16 protein-coding genes are annotated in these 18,282 nt (G+C 46.2%); 10 read left to right on the top strand and 6 right to left on the bottom strand.

The window, feature by feature from the left end:
• Positions 1-37 precede the first annotated feature (37 nt).
• Positions 38-2,818, bottom strand: coding sequence for a penicillin-binding protein 1A (locus FZD51_RS08630; protein ID WP_148974409.1), 2,781 nt, complete (start codon positions 2,816-2,818; stop codon positions 38-40).
• A 34-nt stretch (positions 2,819-2,852) separates the two neighbouring features.
• Positions 2,853-3,470: a Holliday junction resolvase RecU gene (gene recU / locus FZD51_RS08625; protein WP_276528728.1), complete on the bottom strand. Its 618-nt coding sequence runs from the start codon at positions 3,468-3,470 to the stop codon at positions 2,853-2,855.
• Between the two features lie 134 nt (positions 3,471-3,604).
• Here recU and FZD51_RS08620 point away from each other — a divergent pair, with 134 nt between their 5' ends.
• The 3 genes from FZD51_RS08620 (at position 3,605) to FZD51_RS08610 (ending at position 6,043) form a co-directional block, all read left to right on the top strand.
• Entirely contained in the window at positions 3,605-4,591 is a 987-nt protein-coding gene (locus FZD51_RS08620; RefSeq protein ID WP_148974407.1) for a DUF2515 domain-containing protein, read from the top strand.
• Positions 4,592-5,318: 727 nt separating this feature from the next.
• A complete protein-coding gene (locus tag FZD51_RS08615) occupies positions 5,319-5,585 on the top strand; it encodes a hypothetical protein (protein ID WP_148974406.1) in 267 nt (88 codons plus the stop codon).
• 89 nt (positions 5,586-5,674) lie between these two features.
• Positions 5,675-6,043 carry a YppE family protein gene (locus tag FZD51_RS08610; protein ID WP_262380823.1) on the top strand — a complete coding sequence of 123 codons (369 nt, stop codon included), beginning with the start codon at positions 5,675-5,677 and terminating at the stop codon, positions 6,041-6,043.
• Between the two features lie 83 nt (positions 6,044-6,126).
• Here FZD51_RS08610 and FZD51_RS08605 read toward each other — a convergent pair whose 3' ends face one another.
• Positions 6,127-6,333: a YppF family protein gene (locus FZD51_RS08605; protein ID WP_148974404.1), complete on the bottom strand. Its 207-nt coding sequence runs from the start codon at positions 6,331-6,333 to the stop codon at positions 6,127-6,129.
• 190 nt (positions 6,334-6,523) lie between these two features.
• Between FZD51_RS08605 and FZD51_RS08600 the strand changes: the two genes are divergently transcribed.
• The 3 genes from FZD51_RS08600 (at position 6,524) to FZD51_RS08590 (ending at position 10,481) form a co-directional block, all read left to right on the top strand.
• Entirely contained in the window at positions 6,524-7,078 is a 555-nt protein-coding gene (locus FZD51_RS08600) for a YppG family protein (RefSeq protein WP_262380822.1), read from the top strand.
• A gap of 150 nt (positions 7,079-7,228) precedes the next feature.
• Positions 7,229-8,092 (top strand): ABC transporter permease subunit, encoded by an 864-nt coding sequence (locus tag FZD51_RS08595; protein WP_009791244.1) that lies wholly within the window; start codon positions 7,229-7,231, stop codon positions 8,090-8,092.
• A complete protein-coding gene (locus tag FZD51_RS08590) occupies positions 8,085-10,481 on the top strand; it encodes an ABC transporter permease subunit (protein ID WP_148974403.1) in 2,397 nt (798 codons plus the stop codon). The genes FZD51_RS08595 and FZD51_RS08590 overlap by 8 nt, the downstream gene beginning before the upstream one ends.
• Positions 10,482-10,597: 116 nt before the next feature.
• Here the strand turns inward: FZD51_RS08590 and FZD51_RS08585 are convergent, their stop codons facing one another.
• From FZD51_RS08585 to FZD51_RS08575, 3 genes are all read right to left on the bottom strand, one after another.
• Positions 10,598-11,083, bottom strand: coding sequence for an Hsp20/alpha crystallin family protein (locus FZD51_RS08585; protein ID WP_148974402.1), 486 nt, complete (start codon positions 11,081-11,083; stop codon positions 10,598-10,600).
• A gap of 88 nt (positions 11,084-11,171) precedes the next feature.
• Positions 11,172-12,089, bottom strand: coding sequence for a peptide ABC transporter permease (locus FZD51_RS08580; protein ID WP_148974401.1), 918 nt, complete (start codon positions 12,087-12,089; stop codon positions 11,172-11,174).
• Positions 12,086-12,988, bottom strand: coding sequence for an ABC transporter permease subunit (locus FZD51_RS08575; protein WP_148974400.1), 903 nt, complete (start codon positions 12,986-12,988; stop codon positions 12,086-12,088). The genes FZD51_RS08580 and FZD51_RS08575 overlap by 4 nt, the downstream gene beginning before the upstream one ends.
• Positions 12,989-13,242: 254 nt before the next feature.
• Here FZD51_RS08575 and FZD51_RS08570 point away from each other — a divergent pair, with 254 nt between their 5' ends.
• From FZD51_RS08570 to FZD51_RS08555, 4 genes are all read left to right on the top strand, one after another.
• Positions 13,243-15,546, top strand: coding sequence for a DEAD/DEAH box helicase (locus tag FZD51_RS08570; protein ID WP_148974399.1), 2,304 nt, complete (start codon positions 13,243-13,245; stop codon positions 15,544-15,546).
• A complete protein-coding gene (locus FZD51_RS08565; protein WP_148974398.1) occupies positions 15,530-16,843 on the top strand; it encodes a ribonuclease H-like domain-containing protein in 1,314 nt (437 codons plus the stop codon). The genes FZD51_RS08570 and FZD51_RS08565 overlap by 17 nt, the downstream gene beginning before the upstream one ends.
• Positions 16,844-17,232: 389 nt before the next feature.
• On the top strand, positions 17,233-17,544 hold the full coding sequence (locus FZD51_RS08560) for a CotD family spore coat protein (RefSeq protein ID WP_148974397.1): 312 nt from the start codon (positions 17,233-17,235) through the stop codon (positions 17,542-17,544).
• Positions 17,545-17,654: 110 nt separating this feature from the next.
• Positions 17,655-18,215, top strand: a complete 561-nt coding sequence (locus tag FZD51_RS08555) for an SLOG family protein (RefSeq protein WP_148974396.1) — start codon at positions 17,655-17,657, stop codon at positions 18,213-18,215.
• Positions 18,216-18,282 lie beyond the last annotated feature (67 nt).

Genomic DNA, 18,282 nt, shown 5'->3' with positions numbered 1-18,282 from the left:
TTTTTACATTTAGATTGCTTTTGAAAGATGCGCCGGATTAATTGCTGCCGTCAGACCCGGATCCGCTGCCTGATCCGGATCCGCTTCCGGAACCAGAACCTCCAGATCCAGTACCTGTGCCGGACCCTCCAGACCCGGATCCTGAGCCTCCAGACCCGGAGCCTCCAGATCCAGTACCTGTGCCGGATCCTCCAGACCCGGAGCCAGTTCCGCTGCCGGACCCGGACTGTCCGCCATTCTGGCCGGTTTGCCCGGACTCACCGCCGGAGCCGGATTCACCCTCAGAACCGCTGTCGCCGCCCTCTCCGTCATCTTCTTCATTTCCTCCATTGCCATTACCGTTGCCATTGCCTGGATTCTGATTGTCTTCCTCATTTTCCTCATCATTCTGGTTAGCATCGTCATCCTTGCTGTCGTCTTCCCCATCTTCAGGTTCTTCCAGTCCATCATCCTCAGGAGCTCCCGGGATGGTGACAGAAACAGAAGCAGGATCGCTGCGCATATCATCTCTAAACGCCGTTACGCTAAAAGTATATGTGCTTCCAGGGGAAGGAGCAGTGAACCTTAAGCCTTTTTCAGCTGTTACCGCAGGCTGCTGGCCGCTGCCGTCAACCGAAGCATTCACCTCGAATTGCACGCCTTCTTCTGAACCATATTCCCAGCCAACCACGACTTCATTGGCTTCAGGATCAAATACTGCTGATAAGCCTTGCGGCGCATCAAGTTTGTCGTATTTCTTTGAAACCTGTGTAGGCGCTTCTCCTTTAACTGCATATTCAGTAAGGATCTGGTCGCTTGGCGTATAGGCGCTTGCGAGCTTTGAAGTGCCTTTTTCAATCTTTACGACTTCTACGCTTTTCGGCATTTTGAAGTCAGGTGTTTCTTTGCCTTCCGACACATGGGCAATCAGGTTTTTAAATAGATTTTGAGCTATTTTCTGGTCTCTTCCGTTTGAAGGAAGGTAATTCTTCCTGTCTTTATAGCCAGTCCATACGGCCGCTGTATAATTCGTTGTATATCCTGCAAACCAGGCATCTGGAACCGCCCCGTCAGGGACATTGTATTTGGCTATTTCATCACTGCTGTAATTAGTTGTTCCAGTCTTTCCTGCGATTGGCAGGCCTTGTACATTGGCCTGCTGGCCGGTGCCATATGAATCCTTTACAACACTCTTGAGCATGTCAGTGATCATAAAGGCAGTATAATCTTTCATTACAGCCTTGGATTCCGGTATCAGGTCAAGCTTAGTTCCATCCCGAAGTTCAACGCTCTTTACAGTATGGGGGGCGTTGTAAATGCCGTTATTCCCAAATGCGCTGTATGCGCCTGCCATTTGCATGGATGTTACTCCATTTTTTAGTCCTCCGATAGCATAGGACTCCTGGATATCTTCCAATGGAATTCCCAGGTTAACAGCAAAATCTTTAGCCTTTTCAAGGCCGACTTCCTGCAGGGCCATGACTGCTGGCACATTGCGGGAACGGGCGAGTGCTTCCCTCATACTCATCGGTCCCATATGGCGGCCGTCCCAGTTATTGAATTTGGTCCCATTGGAATATGCATAAGGCTTATCATCCAATGTATGGTAAGTTCCCCAGCGTTCATATTCAATTGCCGGTCCATAATCTAAAATTGGTTTGATGGTTGATCCAGGCTGGCGTGTATGGCTGGTTGCGTAGTTGAAGCCAAATTCCACATCAGAGTTTCGGTTTCCGCCAAGTGCCCGGATTTCCCCTGTCTTTGTATCCAGGAGTGTTATGCCCGCCTGGAATTCTTCATTTGGAAATTGTACAATTTCATTGCCGTTAAGCATTGTTTCCACATATTCCTGTGCATCTTTGTCCAGTGTTGTGTATATTTTGAGTCCATCTGTAAAGACATTAATCGTTGGATATTTATGATCAATTTCCTTAATGGCCTGCCCAATGAAGGAATCATAAGGAATGTCTCCATTGATTTTTCGATTCTCTTCGGCGACCAGGGAGGATGTGACCGGGATCTTCTTGGCCGCTTCCATTTGTTCTTTTGTGATGTATCCATGCTTATTCATCAGCGTCAGTACAATATTCCGCCTTTTTTCAGCTTTGTCCGGGTGGTTGAAAGGATTGTAATTGTTCGGGCTTTGCGGCAGTCCTGCAAGCAGTGCTGCTTCGTGAAGCTCAAGATCCTTCAGCGGCTTGCCGAAGTATGTTTCTGATGCAGTCGCGAACCCGTATGAGTACTGCGACATATTCACTTTGTTCATATAAAGCTCTAAAATTTCATGCTTTGTATATTTGCGCTCCAGCTGGATGGCCAGCCATGCTTCCTGAGCTTTACGGGAAAGCTTTTTATCAAACTCGAGGAAATAGTTTTTAGCTACCTGCTGGGTGATGGTGCTCGCGCCTTCTGCACCGAAGCCTTCTGTGATGTTGGCAAGGACTGCACCGCCGAGGCGGATCGGATCAATGCCATGATGTTTATAAAAGCGGGAGTCTTCTGTTGCAATGACTGCTTCCTCAACGATCTTTGGTATGTCCTCATACTCGACATAATCCCTGTTTTCGGAACCAATGGTTGCAATCTGCTCCCCGTTCATATCATATATTTCAGATGCGATAGCGGATTTCAGCTTCTCTTCATCAAGCTTTGGCGTATCTTTGACCATGTATGCAAATGCACCGGCTCCGATGATGATGCCGGCAAGCCCGAGTGCGATCAGCACCAGAAATATCTTTTTGAAGATACCGCCTTTTTTCTTTTTGGGAGTTTTTTTCTTTTTGGTGCCGGCAGACTGCTGCTTCCGGCGTTCCTCCCTTGAGTTGTAGTTTTCTGCCATATATATATTCATCCTTTCTTACATCTGCATAAAATCATGTAAGATTATAAAGATAATCTATTACTTTAATATAGTCAATCCTGGGCTGGAAGCCAAGCTGGATCCTATGGCCATTTTCTTCTATTTCCGTTTTGGCAATGGATTTGCGCCCGCCATTCTCCATTCTCTCCCAAAAAGGGAAAAGGGAGCAGGCTTCCAAAAGGAAGATTTCTTCGCTCTCTGAGAAACGGAGCAGCACAAAACAGATCCCCCCCTGGGCAACTATCCTGCGCATATGGGATATCTGGTGGGCATGGAAGTTCTTAAGAGGAAAAGAAGTGCCATTTTTCGTTTCCTTTGCTTCAAAATCAATATATCTTCCTTTATAAAGGCCATTATAATCTGTGGTTGAGGCTTGCTTGAAATAGGCCTCCTTAATAACCGCAGCACTTCTTTTCGGATAGTCAACATTCACAATCTGGACTGGCGTGGGCTTTTTATGGATTACAGCCAGCCCTCTTTCCAGGTAAAAAGCATTTGTTTCATTTATATCATCCTCTAGTGTCATCCCCCTGTTGGAATATGTCCATTTTTTCTCCTTTTTCACAGGCGCAGCAGCCGCCTTTTGCGGCAAATACTTTCGTCCGTTCGGGTAGTGGAAATTCAATTGCATTCACCTGCCTGTTTTTCATTGTGCCGCTATGCCGGCAATCGCTCACTACTCATCATACCAAAAGTGCCGGCTGGAATGTTGAATAAAAAGCACCAAAAAGTGAACGATAACAACAGTGAGCAAGGAGGTTTGCTTTGAGAAAGACAGCCAATTTCACATTTGACAGCTCCGAACGGATGCTCGCCGAGGAAATCCGTTCGATTGCGGATCATTATAACAAAGATAATATCAGCCGGACCGATGCATATTTTGACTTTTATCAATCCCACCAGGACATCCTATGGGCTTTCCTGGCGAGTATGGTTTCCAGAAATGCAGGCTGGAATATGTGCGATCTGGAAGAGGATTCATTGTCCTGCCTCCTTGGACCGGAAATCAGGGAGCGGCTTTTCCTTACATATGAGCGTGCCAATTGGCTCATTTTCTCAGATGCCTTTCCACAGCTGCTTCTCTATGAATATTCGACGAAAAAAAACTCGCCAATGTTTCATCTTCTGCCATTCTTTCATGTTTCTTCATTTATGGAAGCAGAATGGAACCGCTACTGGCGGGAGGGGGACAGGGAAAGACTGATGACAGCCCTCATTATAAATGAACAAAATCTGATCCAGCGCCCTGTGATTGAACATCCGGTTTATAAAAGGAGGGTGTTTCATTCACTGTTTTTTTCCATCCAGGACTGGATGCATTTCAGCTCGGTCCTGCTTCCAACCTGCAGCGGCCGGCTTTATGGCGCAAGTGTAAAGAAATTCAGAAAAACAGACGAAAGAATCAAGCTTGGAAAAAGGCTTGCAGGGATTCTGTTCTCGCCCCCTCATTTTCCGGAGTTCCTGAAGTTTGCAGGAAAAGTGCCTCACACGGGATCAAGGGCGGATTACGAACAATTCCTCAATGGCGGGACAAGGCGTGCTTTGCAAACCTTAAAAGATACTTACCCCGTTATCAGCCATCACATACATGAAAGCATTGATTGGTCAGAGGAAAGAAGGGCCGACCCGGATTGGTTTGCAGAAGAAGGGGAAATCAAAGAGCCTGTCTTAATGACAGAGTGGTTTTTGCATAAGCAAAGGCAGCTGGACCGGGCAGCGGGATTAAAGAAGTTTATTTGGTTTAAAAGGTAAACGCAGTCCGGCATTGCGGATCAGCTGCAGATTGAGGGTTTTGTATGTGAGCAGGATATAGTTCACGAGCTGGCGCTGCTATTTAAAGAAAAACCGAGAAATAGCGGTTCTAGAACATGAGGCTGGGACCACTATTCTGCTATAAACGAAAAATAGTGGTTCTAGAAAGTCAGGCTGGAACCACTATTCCGGCAAAACCGAAAAATAACGGTTCTAGAACACCAGCCGGAACCGCAATGCTGACAAGTTCAGAATATAATAACCAAGGTCCAAAATACAGACTCTAATCTTCCTCTATCCTATTGAATGAAGTTCTAGGATTAAGGAACCTTGGTTTTACTAAAACCCATTCATAGTCTGCCCAGTCAGCAGCACAAAAAAAGCAAGGGATTCCCCTTGCTCTCATCAGGTGGAAGGTCTGTCCGGGCCTTCCAGCTTTTTGCTGCCGTATCCAGTTTTTGTTTCTTCCTGCTTTTTCGGCTGAACTTTATTTTGTTTTTCCTTGTTTGCCATCTTTCAACACCTCCATCCTTTAGTGTGTTCAATCACCAATATTTCATCCATTCAAGATGTGTCGAAACGTTCTTTGTTCCATTGAAAAATATAACTTTCTTTGGCGAATCGCTTCTAGTTTTGTCAGGGGTGAAGGGAAGTAAAAAGAGAAGGCGAATACAGTGAATAGCAAAAAGCCGCACAGTCGGGCAGATATATGCAAAAGGGAGGTTATATGATGAAACACACTTCACAGAAAGAAGAATTGCTCCATATGCTGAATGAGATATATGACCAGCTGGAAGAATTGGATGCAGCACTTGAGACAAGCCTTTCAAAATTCAGGGGAGAAATGGCGGAAGAACATCAGCAAAAGATGATATATTGTGAATCAAGGCTCGCCAATGCTGAGAATCGGCTTCATGAGACCGGGAAAAAGGACGGCAGGGACCGAAAGATGACAGGTGGAAATGACAGCATTAAGCTTGAATTGGGCTATTAGGTTGTCTAAAATAAAGAAAGATCTTTAGTAGCTGGATACCCACGCTACTTTTATTTTTTTGGACAAATATCCAACTGGAGATGAAATATATGGACGAGGTAAAACATTTAGACAGGCTGACTAGAGAGCTGCTGGAATGCACGGAGGAAGCGGCAGAGCATTACTGCCAGGCGCGGGAAAGAGGAACGAAGCCTGATTTCTATGCGGAAGTAAAGCCTTTTGCCGATCATAGCAAACAGCTGCTGGACGAATGGTCCTCTCAGGCTGCCCGCTGGATCTCGGAAAACAGGCCCAAGAACCTGCATGAAAATCAGATCAGTTCGGCAGCGGAGCATATAGAACTGATTACTGTCCAATGCTTTTTCCCGGAAACAAGCCGGACACGTTTCATTAATTACTATAACTCCACTAAATATGTCCTCAATGTGCTCCTTGGCCATTTAGACGAAAAAAAATAAAGCCTGCAGGACAATTGTCCGCAGGCTAAGCTTTTTTTTAGATTAAAGTTATGCGGCCCGTGTCCCGCTATACCCTCCGGGGATCAATTCTGCAGATTTGCTGCTGCGGTGAAGGAACAGTCAGCTGCGGCTCCCTGTGCTTCAAGCTCACGAATAAGGTTGCGGTATTCATTAATGGTGATCTCATTGTGGATATAGGCTTTCTTGGCGAAATCCAATAGTTCATTGACGCTCTCGGGGCTATAATCTTTCAGCTGCAAAAATTTCAGTCTCAGTTCGTGAATGTTCATTAATGTTCCTCCTCCGCCTTTTCCCATATCGTATCATGAAACAAAAAAGTTTCTCCGTTTTTAAAAAATTGAAACTTCCGACAAAATTCATCATAAGCAGACAAAACCGGATAATCTTACCTGCAATGCACAAATTGGGCAGATGCATCATAATTTAAAGTAGCGACCAGTATTAGGAGGATGTCTGCCCATGTTTCAAAAAAACAGAAGATTTCCGGCACGAGTGCAGCAGCCAGGGGGCAGCGGCATAAACGGCCGGCACCGGTACTATTCTGCATTCCCGACTATGCAAGGAAGCCCCCAGGCTCAATATCAGCCACAGTACCAGCCTTTTGCCGGCAGTCAATCAGCATACTTCAATCCGTTTCAGCAGGCACATAATCCGCCGCCCTATTTCCAGGGCTATCAGCATCAGATGCAGCCGCCCATTCAGCCTCAAGTCCAGCCTCAGGCCCAGCAGCCTGTAAGCCAGGGGCTTTTTCAAAATCCTCTGCAGCAGGAGGAAGCATATCAGCAGCCGCAAAGCCAGCAGCCCAGCAATCCGTATCCTTTCATGAATCCGTACCCGAAGCAGTCTTTCATGGCAAAGCAGCCTTCAGGGGTCCAGTCGATCATGAATTCCTTTAAAGGCCAGGATGGATCCCTTGATTTCAATAAAATGATGAATACAGCCGGGCAGATGATGAGCGCGGTCAATCAGGTTTCATCCATGGTCAAAGGGCTGGGAGGTATATTCAAAGTATAAAGAACAGCTGATGCAGGCTGTTCTTTTCTATGTGGCTTATAACAATATAAAGCGAAAATTTCGGAATTCACGGAATATTATTGACAAAATTGTGAAGGAATTGGAAAATGGAAACATTGACTGTAGGTCATATAAAAAGGGGTGGTCAATATGCTTAGGCAAATACAGCAGCTTATCATCGTGGTATTGCTTATCCTGCTCATTGCCTCACTGCCGTTGATGGTAACCGCGGATCCGGAAACACAATCGCTGAGCTTTGATCCGGGTGCGCTGCCGCAGGTGTACGGCGAATTTTTCACACAAATAGCAGACGGGGATTTAGGTACATATCAGCAGGGGACGAGGACGCGGTCCATCGGGGAGGATATCGGGCGGTTCTTTATCACAAGCCTGAAAATCATGGAAGCAGGGATCCTGGCAGCGGTCGTGCTCAGCCTGGTTTTCGGTGTCTTTATCAGCAGGTTCCGGGCAGCCAGGGGATTCAATTATATCCTTAACATTCTGGCATCCATTCCGGATTTCATCATTATTGTTGCCAGCATGATCCTTGCGGTGAAATTTTATAAAATGACGGGGATCAGGATCATTTCCCTGAGGCCGGATTCCGGTGCGCTGAACACGTGGTTTCCGACAGTGCTTGTGGCGATAGCCCCCACCTTGTATCTGTTTAAGCTGGTGGCGGTGAAATACTATCAGCTGAGCGGCGAAGATTATATCAGGACCGCGGTGGCTAAAGGGATGCGGCTGGATTATATTAATCTTCAGCATGTTTTTAAAAACATCGAGCCTTTTATCCTGGCGGAAATGACAAAGGTGATTTCGCTTGGGATAGGAAATTTATTTATCGTTGAATACATAATGAACGTTTCAGGAATCACAAAATTCATTTTCCAGGCTAATGGATTCCAGCCCATTGCGATCGGCTTGTTCGCAATGCTTTTGATGTCGCTGATCGTTTATCTTTCTATCAGATTATTATTTTACTTATTTAAGCGGGTGCTGATCCATGAATAAGCTCCTCAGAGTGAATTACTCATTATATATTGGCGTATTTCTAGTCAGTGTTCTGCTTTTCTTTGCTGTTTTCGGGCCGTATCTGGCGCCCCATCAATTATCTGAAGCGCTGGAGACTCAGTATAAGGATGGAAAGGTGCTCGCACCGCCGATCCAGCCGTTTGAATCTGGCGAATATCCATTGGGGACTGACAGATGGGGCTATGATATTGCATCCATGATTCTAAATGGCCTGAAATACACAGTTTTCATCGCGATTGCCGTAACTTTTATCAAGATGGTGCTGGGCACTATTATCGGCTTGTATGTGGGGACCTGGAAGCGGACACCGGGATGGCTGCTGGCGTTTGAAAATGCGTGGAGCTTTGTCCCGCTGTTTCTGATCGTTTACTTTTTCTTCAGGGGAATTAATGCGCTGTCATTCATTCCGACATGGAAGCTTATCATGCTGTTCATCCTGATCACTTCCCTTGTCAGCATTCCAAGCATTGTCTCATCTGTCCGGCAGAAAACGGCAGAGCTGAACAAATCTGTATACATAGAAGCTGCCAGGGCATTGGGGGCAGGGAGGCACAGGCTGATCTGGAAACATATTTTCCCTCAGCTCAAGGAAACATTTCTTGTCATGTTCATTCTTGAAATTGTCTATGTGATCACGATTATGGGGCAGCTTGGCCTGCTGGAGATATTTGTCGGCGGTACAAGGGTCACCTATGATCCGCTCTTGTTCCATTCCATAACGAAAGAGCTGGCAGGGCTGGTCGGCCAGGCGAGGGGGAATATTTATGGGAACCTTCATATTTTAATGGTGCCCCTTGCAGTCTTATTGATCACGACCATTTCATTCAGCCTGCTGGCCAATGGCATGAAAAACCGCTTCCAGTCCAATTACCAGAGAACACCTTGGATCAAAACCGGACAGGAGCCAAAGCTGAAGCCGGTAAGGAAAAATTATGATGCCCAAAAAGGAAGGAAGCTGCTGTCGCCTGAGCCGATGGCGCTTATAATCCTTTTGATCCTCTTTATCAGTGCCGGCACTTATGTGTATGCCACAAAGGATCAGGATATAGGGGTGAAAAACTTCAGCCAGGCTGAATATGACCTGAGCCTTAAGATGAACAAGCAAGGAGAATTCTCATCGACAGCCAATATTGAAGTGAAGAATGAGTCAGAAGATGACTGGGATAAGCTGGTGTTCTATTTTATCCCGAATGTATTCAAGGAAGGCCATTCATTCCAAAGCGTGGAAGGCTACGCCTCCGTTACTCTGGATACCATCAAGGTGGACGGGAAGGAAGCAGACTATGAACTGAAGGATGATACCTTAACCGTCTTCCTTTCAGAAAAATTGGGTGAAGGCGATAAAGGCAGTGTTGAGATAAACTATGAATTCACCCTTCCCGAAAACGGGAATCGTTTCTCAAAAGTGGATCATAATTATTACCTTGCCCAATGGTACCCGATGCTGGCAACCTTCCGTGAACATAAATGGAATAAGGAGGAATATTCCGAAGGGCTGGAAACCTATCATACCGATTTTTCGGATTATAAGGTTACCTATGATATACCAAAAGGCTATACGATTGCCTCAACAGCAGATGAGGACCCGCCAGCTTCTGAAACCAGGGGAACTTTGAAGGCTGAAAAGGTCAGGGATTTTTTCATCAGTATTCTTAAGGATACAAAGGTTTATGAAGCAGAAGCAAAAGATGGGGTTAAGGTAAGGCTCTTTACGAAGGATGATCATAACAAAGATCCTGAACAGTCGCTTGATCTTGCCAAAAAGGCTCTTTCCTTCTATCAGGATAAAATCGGGGATTATCCTCATGAAACGCTTGATGTCGTCCTGGATGAAGGCCAGTTCATGGAATATCCCGGCATCGTTACGATTAATCCGTATATTGAGGATTCGTATTTCTACCAGGTTTCCATCGTCCATGAGATCGCCCATCAATATTTCTACGGAACCGTTTCTAATGATCCTTATTATGAAGCATGGGTGGATGAGGGGATTACCGAGTTTGCAACCAGCATGTATTTCTATGCGGGAAAAGGCGAGGGGGAAATAAGGGCTTTTTCTCTTCCTCTTAACCGGATGAAGAGTATAGAAGAAGAATCGGTTAAACGACAGCATTCAAATGTGCCGCTGGATGAAGTGGCTCATAACGGATTTGTATACGGACAGCCGGCAGTCAAGCTGCTCGAACTGGTCAATAACCGTTTCATGGTTAAAGGCAATGACCCGCGTGATGTGGGAATGGACTTCCTCTCAGCGTATTATGATAAGTATAAATATAAAGAAGTGGATTCTGAAATGTTTGTAGATTTTGCTGCAGATTACTTCTTTGTGCCGCGGGGCTATTTTACAGATTGGCTGGAGCTCGAATAACAGTCTTCAGCAGAAGAATATATGCAAAAAGCTCCCTTGCCGCAGCAGCAAGGGAGCTTTTCAGCCTGTAAAGAGGAACTTTTGCTGCCGCTGGCAGGGGAGTTTCCCGATAAGCATTAATTGTTTTCATCAATGATGATTTTCTTGCCTGACTGCTTAGCTATCCGGATGATCAGCAGACCGTCCTGGTAAGAGGCCCTAACCTTTTTTTCATTGATAGGCTGAGGAAGCGGGATGGTCCTGGATGATTGCTGCATCGTCTGCTTCCGGCTGAAGGTCCTGTGTTTATCATCTTCCTGCAGGATGGTTTCCGCATGGCTGACTGAAATCGTAATATAATTGTCCAGTACATCAATATGGATCTGCTCCCTTTTTATCCCCGGCAGCTCTGCTGTAATATGATGCTCTTTATCGGTTTCAGATACCCGGACAGAAAAGGTACTGGTACTCTGCGGAAACGGGGTCTTAAAGAAATCATCAATGCTCTGCAAGAACCCTTTGACGGGTTTTTCCTGAAAGAATGTGTTCATCGATTTCATGATATCGCTGAAAGGCTCATTTTTCTCTTTCTTTTTTGGGCCATCAGGCAGCTGTGAAGACATTCATGCATCTCCTCCCAAAACAGAATCTTGGGATATATTATGCAATCAGCGCCCGATTGGTCCCTTGGAGAAAGGCTCAGCCTCTTACTTATAGATACCTGATTTTCCGCGCAAAAATATTCTTGATCCCCTGGGAAAGGAGATTGAAGGTGAATATAGAAAAAGTCATGAACAAGGCTGCAAAAAATGGAATCCAGATCGGGCCCCGGATGTCGATAAACGCATCCTTTAGGAGCATCGGCCAGGAGATGGATGTGTTGACAAATTCCCATAGCCCTGTTGGCGTCTGGACAAACTGCTGGGAAATGAAGATGCCGACAAAGCCAAGCTGTCCCAGGAGGAACATGACTTTTCCCAGGTCTGAGATCATATAGACCAGAATTTTCCCATACAGAAAAGGCATATAATATCGTTTGAACATGGCAAAGGGAGTGGTTCCTGCTGCTATTCCCCCTGTAATGAAGTCTTTTGATGATACTTCGTCGAACTCCAATTTGATCATGTCGGCAGCCCTGGCTGCTTCAGAAAGGGCAACCACAAGGATCAGCCAGAAAGGCCGGTCTTCTGCAAACAATAAAGGCGGCAGATTGACCACCAGTATGACAATGATGATGGTCGGGATATAAGATAGGAAGCCATTCAGCCATTTCAGGACAGAATCGGCCGCCAGCACCTTTTTATGCGCCAGGAAAGCAAAGGGGATTGCCAGTGCATATCTGAGGGCTGTAATGACAATCACAAGGAGAAGCGTTTCCTTGGCGCCAAGCACAATGATGCTCAGCAGATCCCTGCCCGATTTGTCCGTTCCGAGGGGGAAGTCTTCATTTGGCCCGTATGGCGGGATGACAGGCTTGCGGTTCTCATCCATAATATAAGTGATTGTGGACAGCTCCCGGTCGATAAAAGGGAGGAAAGGGCCGATGAAAGCAATAAATGCCAGGATCCCGAGACAAACCAGGCTTATAATAAATACACTATATTTTTTCCACTGAAATTTTCTGTTCATATCAGTTCACTTCCCCCTGCCCTTTTTGGCATAAAGAGATATTTAGCTGATTGAGAGGCCAGTATGGTTAAAAACATCAGCACCAGGAACGGCAGCATCAGCGCAAAAGAAGAAACATCATTATAATTCAGGATGCTTTTAAGCAGATTGTTTCCTGCTCCCTCGTAGCCGGATAATTTCTCCACGATCGGCAGGCTCGATAAGATATACAGCATAATGAACTGCGCCTGATTGAGAAGTGTCCCGGCACAGTTAAAAAGGATATGCAGATAAATCTTTTTCTTTCCCAGCCCTTTTGAGTAGGCTGTCCGGATATAATCTTCCCCGCTTTCCTTGTCCATCGCAGCAGCGGTAAAATTGACCATATGAATGAAAGGGAAAAGTGTCAGTGAGATCATTGGGAGAAGGAAACTGTACCAATGCTCATGGCCGTATAGTGTAATCTGCGGAAATCCCCATTGAATCAGCTTGATCAGTATATACTGCAGGCTCATATACAGAAAAAAATCAGGAACCGATGAAAACAGCCAGGACAATGCTTCCTGAATTTTACCCCGCATACGGAGGCGCATCGAAAACTTGGCGATTCCGGCCAGTATGCCGGCTGCCATGCTGATGAAGAAAGCAGGAAGTATGATTCCGAGGCTTCTTTTCATATAAAGGATGGTTTCTTCGGACACCTTCCTTCCAGTCCGGCTCTCGCCAAATCCATTTTCCTTCTGGATAAATTGAAAGAAGGATGTAATCTTATTTTTGTAGGCCTCTGCACTGAAAGGATAATCCATTTCAATGTGAAATGCGGAAGGCTGATGGATGACAGGTTCTCTCGGCAGCAGCAGAATCAAGAGAAAGCTCGCCAGCACAAGGATAAAAATGAACAGCTTTTTAAGCAGCAGCATAAAACGATTGACCCCCATTCTTCTATATATCTGTTAAAATAGGTTAACTGCGGCCAAAGGGCCGCTTTCAAAAAAAATATATCTGAATTGTCGCAAATTTTATACCAACAGTCAATTTGTTTTTTGGAAAAATCTGATAATGTTAAAAGCAGGCCGGCTGGTTCTGTTCCAAATAAATCCAACAGGAAAACGAAAGAAAATCCTTTTTGAACGAACGTTTATTCGGTAGAATGAGTGTATGAGGTGAACGGAAAATGAAGCTCAGGAAAAATCTCCAGGAGATATTGAATGATTTAAAGATGACTGAAGAATTCAAGGACAATATTGTCCATTGGCATACTATTGAAGAAAAAGAGGCAAAAACAGAGGAACTGCCGGAGGATATACATCCGTCCTTGAGAAATGCTTTGGAAAAGCGGGGCATCAGCCGTCTTTACACACACCAGAGGTCTGCCTATGCGGCTGCTTCTGAAGGAAAAAGCCTTGTGGCTGTCACTCCAACTGCATCCGGGAAAACACTATGCTATAATCTTCCCGTCCTGCAGACGGCCGTCAGCGATCCGAAGGCGAGGGCATTGTATATATTCCCTACCAAAGCACTGGCCCAGGACCAGAAGAGTGAAATAAATGAATTGATCCAGGAAGCGGAGCTCCCTGTCAACAGCTACACGTATGATGGCGACACTCCGGCTAATATAAGGGAAAAAGTCAGGAAAGCAGGCCATGTTGTCATAACGAACCCTGATATGCTGCATTCGGCGATTCTTCCCCATCATACCAAATGGGTTTCTCTTTTTGAAAATCTCAAATATGTTGTCATTGACGAGGTTCATATATACAGAGGCGTTTTCGGCAGCCATGTGGCAAACGTGATCCGCCGCCTCAGGCGCATCTGCCGTTTCTACGGGAGCGATCCGCTCTTCATCTGCACATCGGCTACCATTGCCAATCCGCTTGAGCTTGCTGAAAACCTGACGGAAAAGAAAATGGAGCTGATTGATAATAACGGGGCGCCAAGCGGAAGGAAGCACTTCTTGTTCTATAACCCGCCGATCGTCAATATACCGATGAATATTCGGCGAAGCGCCACGCTTGAAGCAAGGAAGCTGGCCGGGAGGCTTTTGAAAAACCGCATCCAGACTATTGTATTTGCCAGGAGCCGGGTCAGAGTCGAAATCCTGCTCACCTACCTCCAGGAGCTGGTCAAGCATCAGCTGGGGCCGAAAGCCATCAGAGGCTACCGGGGAGGCTATCTGCCGACAGAGAGAAGGGCGATTGAAAAGGGTTTGCGTGCGGGTGAAATCTACGGGGTCGTCAGTACAAATGCATTGGAGCTTGGCGTGGATATAGGCCAGCTTCAGGTATGCATCATGACGGGTTATCCGGGGTCAATTGCAAGCTCGTGGCAGCAGGCGGGACGGGCAGGGCGGAGGCATGGCGAGTCTCTCGTCATCCTTGTCGCAAGCTCCAGCCCACTGGACCAGTATGTCATTCAGAACCCGGACTATTTTTTTAATAAAAGCCCGGAAACGGCCAGGATCAATCCTGACAACCTTATCATTTTAATCGACCATATGAAGTGTGCCGCCTATGAGCTGCCATTTAAATATGGAGAGAAATTCGGTACTGCGGATACAGAGGAACTCCTTGAATATCTGACAGAAGAAAGGGTGCTGTTCCAAAACGGCGATAAATGGCATTGGATGAACGATTCTTTTCCTGCCCACAATATCAGCCTGCGGTCTGCATCACAGGAAAATGTCATCATCATTGACCAGTCTGACATTGCAAACGTGAAGGTGATAGGTGAAATGGACCGTTTCTCTGCGATGACGCTCCTGCATGATGAAGCCATTTACCTCCATCAGGGCACCCAGTTCCAAGTTGAGTATTTGGATTGGGATGAAAAGAAAGCGTATGTGAGGGAGGTTGATGTGGATTATTTCACAGATGCCAATCTTGCCGTTGAGCTGAAAGTGCTTGAAGAAGATAAAAACAGGTCACGCGGTGAAATGGAAATCGGATATGGCGATGTGAGCGTGCTGGCCATGGCAACGATATTCAAGAAGATCAAGTTTGAAACACATGAAAACATCGGTTCCGGGCCGATCCACCTGCCGCAGGAAGAGCTGCATACAAGCTCGGCGTGGATATCCATCGGCAAGGAGCAGATCCAATTTGATGAAGACAGGATTGAAGAAGGATTGATCGGGACCGCGCATGCACTCAAGCATATTGCCCCGCTGTTTGTCATGTGCGATCCGCAGGACATTTTCGTTGTGCCGCAGGTAAAGGCTGCGCATAATGAGAAGCCGACCATCTTCTTTTATGACCGCTACCCGGGAGGCATAGGTCTGAGCGAAAAGCTCTATGATGGGATTGAAACGGTCATACTGAAGGCTGAAGGCATGGTAGCAGGCTGCTCCTGCGAGAACGGCTGCCCATCGTGCATTGGCACTGATTCAGCTATGAATACGGCAAAAAGCGATGTTTTGAAGCTTTTGGCATTATTCAGAAAAACGGCTATGGAGGGGGAGCGGTATGAGCCTCAAAAATAAGCTGAACCGATTAAAGCCTCATCTCTCAAAAGAACAGGGGAGTGAACCGGCTAAGCCTGCCGTGGCAGCAGAAGTCCCCGAGGATTTTATGATCCATGACCTGTGGAAGGAAAACGGGGTTGTCCCATTTCATTTTGAGGACAGCTTCTGCCTCGTCAGGGAAAAAGAATATCCGCTTGACTGGAAACATGGGAATTACCGGTTCTCTGATTTTGCGGCAGCAGTGAATGCCTGGAACAGCGGGGATGTATCCCATCCGCTTTCCTCTGCGGGGCATCAGCCTGATGAGCTGTTCTTCTTTGATACAGAAACCACGGGTCTTGGCGGCGGCACCGGAAACACGATTTTCCTGCTGGGGCATGCCAGTGTGACGCGTGATGGTGTGAAGCTCAAACAGCATATCCTTCCCCATCCCGGTGCAGAGGTGCCGCTTTATAAGAGCTTCCTGGACAGCGTGGATTATTCAACCATGGTCACCTATAATGGCAAAGCTTTTGACTGGCCGCAGGTGAAGACAAGGCATACCCTTATCAGGGAACAGGTGCCCAAGCTTCCGCCTTTCGGGCATTTCGATCTTTACCACGCATCCCGAAGGATCTGGAAGCACAGGCTTGAGAGGCTGAAGCTTTCCATCGTCGAGAAGGAAGTGCTTGGCGTTGAGCGGAAAGATGATATACCAGGCTTCCTTGCACCGATGATCTATTTCGATTACGTCCAGACAAAAAACCCCGAAGGCATGCTCGGAATCCTGAAGCATAATGAAATTGATATCCTGTCGCTCATAACGCTGTACACACATCTATCCTATCAGCTCCTCGGGCTGGACGGCAGCCGGACCGCAGCGGAAACCTATGAAGTAGGGCGGTGGTTTTCTTCTCTCGGCAACACTTCTTCGGCAAAAGCAGCCTTTGTGCAGGCAGCACAGACAGACAATGAAGAATCAGTGAAGGCCAGGAATGCACTCGCCTTTGAACACAAGAAACTGAAGGACTGGGAACAGGCGGCAGCGCTGTGGCAGGAATGCGCCGATTCGGAGGCAGATCCGAAAATTACGGCTGAATCATCCATTGAACTGGCAAAATACTTTGAGCATCGAAGCAAAGACCTTGGACGCGCGGTCCATTATGCTGAAAAAGCGAGAGAGGCGCTGGAAGCCGTTCCTGCACCAGGTACCTCAGATAAGCTCAAACCGGAAACAGATAAAAGGATCCGGAGGCTCTATGCTAAGCTGGAAAAAGAACTGTCCCGGAATGATACCGCTTCTGCAGGCAGAAAAAGCGCAGCATCAGGAAAATAACATCCTGGCTGCGTTTTTTTGTACCCGGAAAAGCCGCGTTGCCCGCTGTAACAAAACTTTAATATTTCTATGTGTAAAAACCATTATTTATTGGTTGTCTGTACCTCATTGAAGCTGTAAAATTGAATGTTGTATGCTGCATATGCTGCATACAGTGAATAAAAAGAGTGAGGCTGGTTTGGATGTATAAAGCAATATTGTTCCTGTTTTTTGTTGTCATCTGTCTGACAGTCATTATTTTTTCCAGCATGAAGGACAGTTTTTATGTTATGCTGTAGCGAAAAAAACCCGGCAAATGCATAAAATTAGGTGTTTTCCTTAGTACAAGATTCCCCCTTTCATCATAACTTGTTAGTGTAAATATAACAGAATGAAAGGAGATCTTAATTATGCATTGCGGACCAAGACCGAATATTTGCCCGGCAGTTGTCCACCCGACAAAATGCTGTGTAAATCATACTTTCCAGAATAATGTGGTGCCTCATATCCATCCTACACACACTACGACAGTCAACCACATTAATTTTCAGCATCAGCATTATTTCCCACAAACACAATCAGTTGTAAATGAAGTGACAAACCAGCAGTTTGTCGCAGGCCCTGGACCGGCACCTGGATTTGGAGGACCTGGCTTCGGAGGCCCTGGAGCAGGCGGCTTCGGCGGACCTGGGTTCGGAGGCCGCCCTGGCTTCGGAAGATAATAACCTGCCATATTAAGATGCATTACCAAGGCAGGGGCCTGTATACAGGCCCTTGCTCAATTTTTTCCCATGAATGGCATATTATTTTTACATAGAAAGGAGCAGCCCAGATGAAAACAGCGGTTGTCTCAGGCTATAAACCCCACGAGTTGGGAATCTTCAAACGAAATGACCCTGCAGCAGCTTTCATAAGGGCTGCTATCAGGAAGAGCCTGCTCGGTATGCTTGACGAAGGGCTTGAATGGGTGATCATCAGCGGGCAGCCGGGCGCAGAGTTATGGGCTGCTGAGGAGGTCTTCCAGCTGCAGCTTGATGAATATCCTGATCTGAAGCTGGCCGTCATCACACCTTTCCTTGACCAGGAGCAGAACTGGAGCGATTCCAATAAAGAATGGTATGAATCTGTGATTTCCCAGGCCGATTTTGTAGATTCGGTAACAAGGAAGGCTTACGAAAAGCCTTGGCAATTCAGGCTGAAGAATCAATTCCTTATCGAAAAAAGCGATGTGCTTCTTCTCGTCTATGATACGGAAAAGGAAGGAACGCCAAAATTCATTTATGAAACAGCTAAAAGCTATCAGGAAAAGAATCCATATGAAATCAGGATGATTTCCTTTTATGATCTTCAGCTGATCGTTGAAGAAGAGCAGCTGAAGAACCAGGATTTTTAATTTAGTTCCAAAGATAAATTGACAAAAGTACATATTTTTGAAAAAATATATTAAGATTATTCAGCGA

Source organism: Bacillus infantis (assembly GCF_008180445.1).
GTDB lineage: Bacteria > Bacillota > Bacilli > Bacillales > Cytobacillaceae > Bacillus_AB > Bacillus_AB infantis_B.
The sequence above is the reverse complement of the archived record's forward strand: the minus strand, read 5'-3'. Positions and strand labels throughout refer to the sequence as shown.

Coding starts and splice junctions, on each gene's coding strand:
- FZD51_RS08630 (WP_148974409.1), bottom strand. CDS start 2,818: ATGGCAGAAAACTACAACTCAAGGGAGGAACGCCGGAAGCAGCAGTCT.
- recU (WP_276528728.1), bottom strand. CDS start 3,470: ATGCAATTGAATTTCCACTACCCGAACGGACGAAAGTATTTGCCGCAA.
- FZD51_RS08615 (WP_148974406.1), top strand. CDS start 5,319: ATGATGAAACACACTTCACAGAAAGAAGAATTGCTCCATATGCTGAAT.
- FZD51_RS08610 (WP_262380823.1), top strand. CDS start 5,675: ATGGACGAGGTAAAACATTTAGACAGGCTGACTAGAGAGCTGCTGGAA.
- FZD51_RS08605 (WP_148974404.1), bottom strand. CDS start 6,333: ATGAACATTCACGAACTGAGACTGAAATTTTTGCAGCTGAAAGATTAT.
- FZD51_RS08600 (WP_262380822.1), top strand. CDS start 6,524: ATGTTTCAAAAAAACAGAAGATTTCCGGCACGAGTGCAGCAGCCAGGG.
- FZD51_RS08595 (WP_009791244.1), top strand. CDS start 7,229: ATGCTTAGGCAAATACAGCAGCTTATCATCGTGGTATTGCTTATCCTG.
- FZD51_RS08590 (WP_148974403.1), top strand. CDS start 8,085: ATGAATAAGCTCCTCAGAGTGAATTACTCATTATATATTGGCGTATTT.
- FZD51_RS08585 (WP_148974402.1), bottom strand. CDS start 11,083: ATGTCTTCACAGCTGCCTGATGGCCCAAAAAAGAAAGAGAAAAATGAG.
- FZD51_RS08580 (WP_148974401.1), bottom strand. CDS start 12,089: ATGAACAGAAAATTTCAGTGGAAAAAATATAGTGTATTTATTATAAGC.
- FZD51_RS08575 (WP_148974400.1), bottom strand. CDS start 12,988: ATGCTGCTGCTTAAAAAGCTGTTCATTTTTATCCTTGTGCTGGCGAGC.
- FZD51_RS08570 (WP_148974399.1), top strand. CDS start 13,243: ATGAAGCTCAGGAAAAATCTCCAGGAGATATTGAATGATTTAAAGATG.
- FZD51_RS08565 (WP_148974398.1), top strand. CDS start 15,530: ATGAGCCTCAAAAATAAGCTGAACCGATTAAAGCCTCATCTCTCAAAA.
- FZD51_RS08560 (WP_148974397.1), top strand. CDS start 17,233: ATGCATTGCGGACCAAGACCGAATATTTGCCCGGCAGTTGTCCACCCG.
- FZD51_RS08555 (WP_148974396.1), top strand. CDS start 17,655: ATGAAAACAGCGGTTGTCTCAGGCTATAAACCCCACGAGTTGGGAATC.